Raw genomic sequence first — 4,694 nt, 5'->3', positions numbered from 1 at the left:
AGAAGACCCTGACCGGATTTTTGAGGGTGTGGTTGACCGTGACACTGGGATGGGACGCACCTTGGAGAAGTTGAGAATTAGCAAACTATCCGGTGGCAATGTGACCGGTGGCGATATTTATGATAATTGGTATCAGGCTGAAGTAGTGGGGGAAGAAGCAGTTGGAGGACAAACGCCCACTCCTGACCAAAATGTAACTGAAGACTTGCTGGAGTCCATGGGGATTTCTTCAGTTGATGGTGAAGCTGTGCAAACTCGAGACAAGTTAGAGGTTCGTGATCACCTCCGCTGGGAGCTGAACCCTGAATCTTCTGAAGATTACTCCGAGCACTCGAAATAAGGTACTGTTGGCAACGGATGGCTTAACGGATGTCAGGGATAGGGAGAGGGATTGATGTTTTTTTGGGGATTATTTTGGGAATTGATTAGTTTGGGAATATCGGGACTTAAACCATAAAAAACGTCTAAAAGAGGGGATATTTGCTGCCAACCTTAGTTTTCCCCTCTAGTTCAATCCCGATGAATCAGACAACTACCGCAAAGGAAACAATGATGATTTATACTAAAAAAAATTCTGGTAATTTCCTGGCGGTTTTTGTGTGACAAAATACTACAATTGAATTATGTAAGGGGCTTGAAAAATTAGACAAATTCACGTAAAGTCATTAAAGTAATCTCAACCATAGAATAGTGAAACAAATTTTCCTGAGAAGCTTTCAAGCTTTTGTGATGACAGTTCTGTTGATGCTTTCGATAGTAGCATCACTGACTAGTTACCCCGATATAGCCCTAGCCCAAACAGATTCTAACATCTCCAGCCCTGGTTCTCAGGTTGAAATCCTACATCCAACTGCTTTTGTTAACCTAAATAATGGCTCGTTCACACCTAATTTTGGAGCTGTAGCTAACATTTTCAATGGCAATGGACTGACTGGTAGCGGCACGGAACTGGATCAACTCCACGTAGCTGGAGGAAATTCAGCTAACTTTCTCTCAGCTAAGCTAAATCATTGTGCAACCGCAGCTGATGTCAACTTTGACTTTGACTTTGGCAGCCCAGTCCTATTCAATACACTAGCCCTCTGGAATTACAATGCTTTCAATACAACGGCAACTAATCGGGGCATCAAAGACTTTATCTTAGTTCTCTCTAACAATTCAGATTTTAGTGATCCAGTTTTTGAATCTTCAACCCTAACTCTGCCTAAAGGACCTGCAACCAATATTCCGGCTACTATCTTCTCTTTTCCTAATGTGGAAGCTCAGTTTGCCAGAATCGATGTTGTCTCCAACTATGGACCGACAAGTCTGATTGGCTTATCTGAGGTTCGTTTTGCCAAGATGGTTAGTAACACAACACCTATCTCGTCTCCTGATCTACAACCTGAATTGCCCAATTGCGTGAATTCAGATTGCAATTGTTCAGATTTCAGTACTCAAGCTGAAGCCCAACAGGTGCTTGATGCCTTTCCCGGCGACCCCCACCGGCTAGACCGTGATAAAGATGGTATCGCTTGTGAGTCACTGCCGTAAACAAAGTAATTGTATTTTTGGTTTTGGGGAGTTTCACAGTTACTTAATGTGATCCGGAGGCACCCCACCAAAAAGCCCTAACCTACTACACCAGCACTACCCCGACGAGTTAACTTTTGGGGGGTTTGGCGGGCTATAAGTCCGCGCGCGAAATCTTTGATTTGGCGTTGGGATACATGGACAAGCCAAGCCAATTGAAACCCTCGATGGGGTGATAATTGGCAATCGGATAAATAGTCTAACAAGACGGCAATATTTGTTAGACTATTTGTATGGAAAGCATGACTTACACATATCGCATTCATCCAGATATCGACCAAGAAGCAAAGATGCTTGATTGGCTCGAACAATGTCGGCGTGTTTATAATTACGCACTACGACAAAGAAAAGACTGGATCAATAGCCGTAAGTGTAGAGTTGACGCTTGTAGTCTCAGGCAGGAATATATTATCTCTGCTGACGAACCATATCCTGACTACTACAAACAACAGAACGCACTGACAGTCGCCAAGAAAAGCATTCGTGAATTTCAGGCTGTACATTCTCAAGTCCTTCAAGATGCTCTCAAGAGACTTGATAGAGCATTTAAGATTAGACAACAGAGACAGTTTGGGTTTCCACGCTTCAAGAAGGTTGGACGTTATCGTTCGTTTGTATTCCCTCAGTTCAAATCGAATCCGATTACTGGGTGGCAAATCAAACTCCCTAAGATTGGTAAGATGCCGATTGTTCTGCATCGAGCTATTCCAAAAGGATTTGTTATCAAGCAGGTTCGAGTCCTGATGAAAGCTTCGGGGTGGTATGCTCAACTGATTTTGCATTCTGACATATCTATCCCCGATCCGATGCCTCATGGTGAACCCTTGGGTATTGATTGGGGGATTTCCAGTTTTGTCGCTACCAGCCAAGGTGAATTGATTGATAATCCTCGGTTCTACATTCAGTCTCAAAGCAAGCTTAAATGGCTGCAACGCAGATTGAGTAAGAAACAAAAAGGAAGTAAATCTTATCAAGCTTTGACACACAAAATATCTTTGCTGCACGAAAAGATTGGTAATCAGCGAAAAGATTTTCACTACAAAGTTAGCCATCATCTTTGCCGTCAGGCAGGAATGATCTTTGCTGAAGATTTGAACATTTTGGGATTGAGCAAAGGTATGCTTGCCAAGCACGTCTTGGATAGTGCGCCTGGTCAATTCTTGAATATCTTGGATTGGGTTTGTCGCAAGACTGGGACTTACTATCAAAAAGTTGATGCTAAAGGCAGTAGTCAACTTTGTCCTGAATGTGGGGCTGATGTGCCTAAAGACTTGAGTGTCAGAATACATAGTTGTCCAGAATGTCAGATCGTCATGCCTCGCGATGTGGCTAGTGGCAAAATTATCGTAAATAGAGGTATTGCAGCCGTTGAAGGTCTAGCGGTCGTCAAGCTGGGTGTGGAGGAAGAATCGTAGGATTACCAATGAAGCACCAAGTTCTCGCAAGTTGAGAAGCCCAGGCTATATTACGTAGCGATAGCGAAGTAATTAGCGTTGGGAGTATGTCACGGAAACTTAGCACAATCCTGCCAAATTAAAAAATCTGAGCTTTAATCAATAGTGGAAGCTGCAAGAGGAAAATCTAGGCACGCCATGGGTAGGGTAATTAAAACAGCCATAGGGTTATTACTGGGATTATCTCTCATCCTAGGTATAATAAGCTGTGATAGCGCTAAACTAACTTCAGGGTTTGAACCCTTACCAGCAGTAGCTCCCCTACCGATGCCTCAAATCCCAGAGTGGATTGAGCAAATTAGTCCCATCGGCATAGCTGAGCCCCTCTCTCAAATTCGGATTCGCTTCAAAGACCCCTTGATTCCCGTTGAACGCTTGGGAAGTCCGAATCAGCGGGAAATATTACAGAAATTTGAAATCATACCCCCTATCCCTGGGCAATTTCGTTTCTTAACCCCACGGATGGTAGGATTCCAAGCTGACCAAGCTCTGCCTCTAGCCACTCGTGTCCAAGTTACCCTCAAAGCTGGATTAACTGACCTAAACAATCATAGTCTAGAACAAGACTTAGCCTGGACCTTCAATACTGCCCCGATCCAGTTAACCAATCTGCCAGCAACTCAGAGGAATCCAGAAGCCGAACCACAACCGATTGCCCTGGAGCCTAAGTTAGAGTTTACCTCCAATACTCAATTGGATCTCGCTTCAGTAAACGAGCACTTGACCATGACACCAAAAGGTCAGACTCAGAGTGTCAAGCTAGATGTAGCCCTTAAAGAACAAGAGGATGTTTCCTCAGAGTATAGGCAACCCGCTCAGGAATTTAACCCCTCCTTGCGGCCATGGATTTATACGATCACCCCTAAGCAACCCCTAACTAAAGCTACCGATTACAAATTAGCCTTTGCCCCTGGTGTGCGTCCCGCTCGCGGCAATATCGCGACCGAAACCCCTTTCGTTAGTCAAGTCAAAACCTTTGACCCCTTGACCTATCAGGAAACCACATTTTACGGACAGCCAGAGGCGGGAGGCGCTTATGGACGGTTTGTGAACGGGGCAGCTCAGTTGGAATTTAATAATCCTTTGCTAGCCTCTTCCGCCATGGAGAATATTACGGTTGAGCCTGCTCCCAAGGAAGCTCCCAAATTGGTGCAAGCTTATGATGGCAATCGATTCGTTAACCTTAATCCTTGGGCATTAGAACCAGAAACTACCTATACCGTTACTCTCGGTGCTAATCTCACTGACCAATTTGGGCAAACCTTGGGTGAACCAATAACCTTTAAGTACGAAACAGGGGATTTAGCAGGGGATATCTGGGCTCCCTCGGATTTGCATATCTTTCCCTCTACCCTAAAAAGCAATTCCGAGTCCCTACAGTTGAATATTTCTACAGTCAATTTACCGCAACCGGAGTATAAAGCCGCTTATCGCATTGTTCAACCTACTGACTTGGTCTATAAAGATTCCGCTTATCCGAGTGGCAAGAGCAATGATTTATTACCGAAGCCAACTCAATGGGAACGTTTCCGGGTAGCGGGAAAGAAAAATAAAACCACTAATATCGCGGTTTCCCTGAGGAAACGACTGGGAGGTCCAACGGGAATGTTGGCCTATGGGGTGCAAGCGAAAACCAATCGCTATCAGGATGGCAATGGAAACGAAAAG

The 4,694-nt window shown here is 44.5% G+C and carries 4 protein-coding genes; all 4 read left to right on the top strand.

What is annotated here, in order from left to right:
• The coding region (locus F6K20_RS25030; RefSeq protein ID WP_287296437.1) for a DUF6335 family protein at nt 1–340 on the top strand (340 nt) is incomplete at its 5' end.
• A 350-nt stretch (nt 341–690) separates the two neighbouring features.
• Entirely contained in the window at nt 691–1,533 is an 843-nt protein-coding gene (locus F6K20_RS25025; protein ID WP_008177586.1) for an excalibur calcium-binding domain-containing protein, read from the top strand.
• A 281-nt stretch (nt 1,534–1,814) separates the two neighbouring features.
• Nucleotides 1,815–2,987, top strand: a complete 1,173-nt coding sequence (locus F6K20_RS25020; RefSeq protein ID WP_229414236.1) for an RNA-guided endonuclease InsQ/TnpB family protein — start codon at nt 1,815–1,817, stop codon at nt 2,985–2,987.
• A gap of 144 nt (nt 2,988–3,131) precedes the next feature.
• Nucleotides 3,132–4,694, top strand: a 1,563-nt coding sequence (locus tag F6K20_RS25015) for an Ig-like domain-containing domain (RefSeq protein ID WP_287296435.1), incomplete at its 3' end; no start/stop codon positions are given.

The sequence above is a fragment of the Moorena sp. SIO2C4 genome (genome assembly GCF_010672485.1).
Classification (GTDB): domain Bacteria; phylum Cyanobacteriota; class Cyanobacteriia; order Cyanobacteriales; family Coleofasciculaceae; genus Moorena; species Moorena producens.
Note: the sequence above shows the minus strand (reverse complement) of the source record. Positions and strands in the feature narration are given on the sequence as shown.

Coding starts and splice junctions, on each gene's coding strand:
- F6K20_RS25020 (WP_229414236.1), top strand. CDS start 1,815: ATGACTTACACATATCGCATTCATCCAGATATCGACCAAGAAGCAAAG.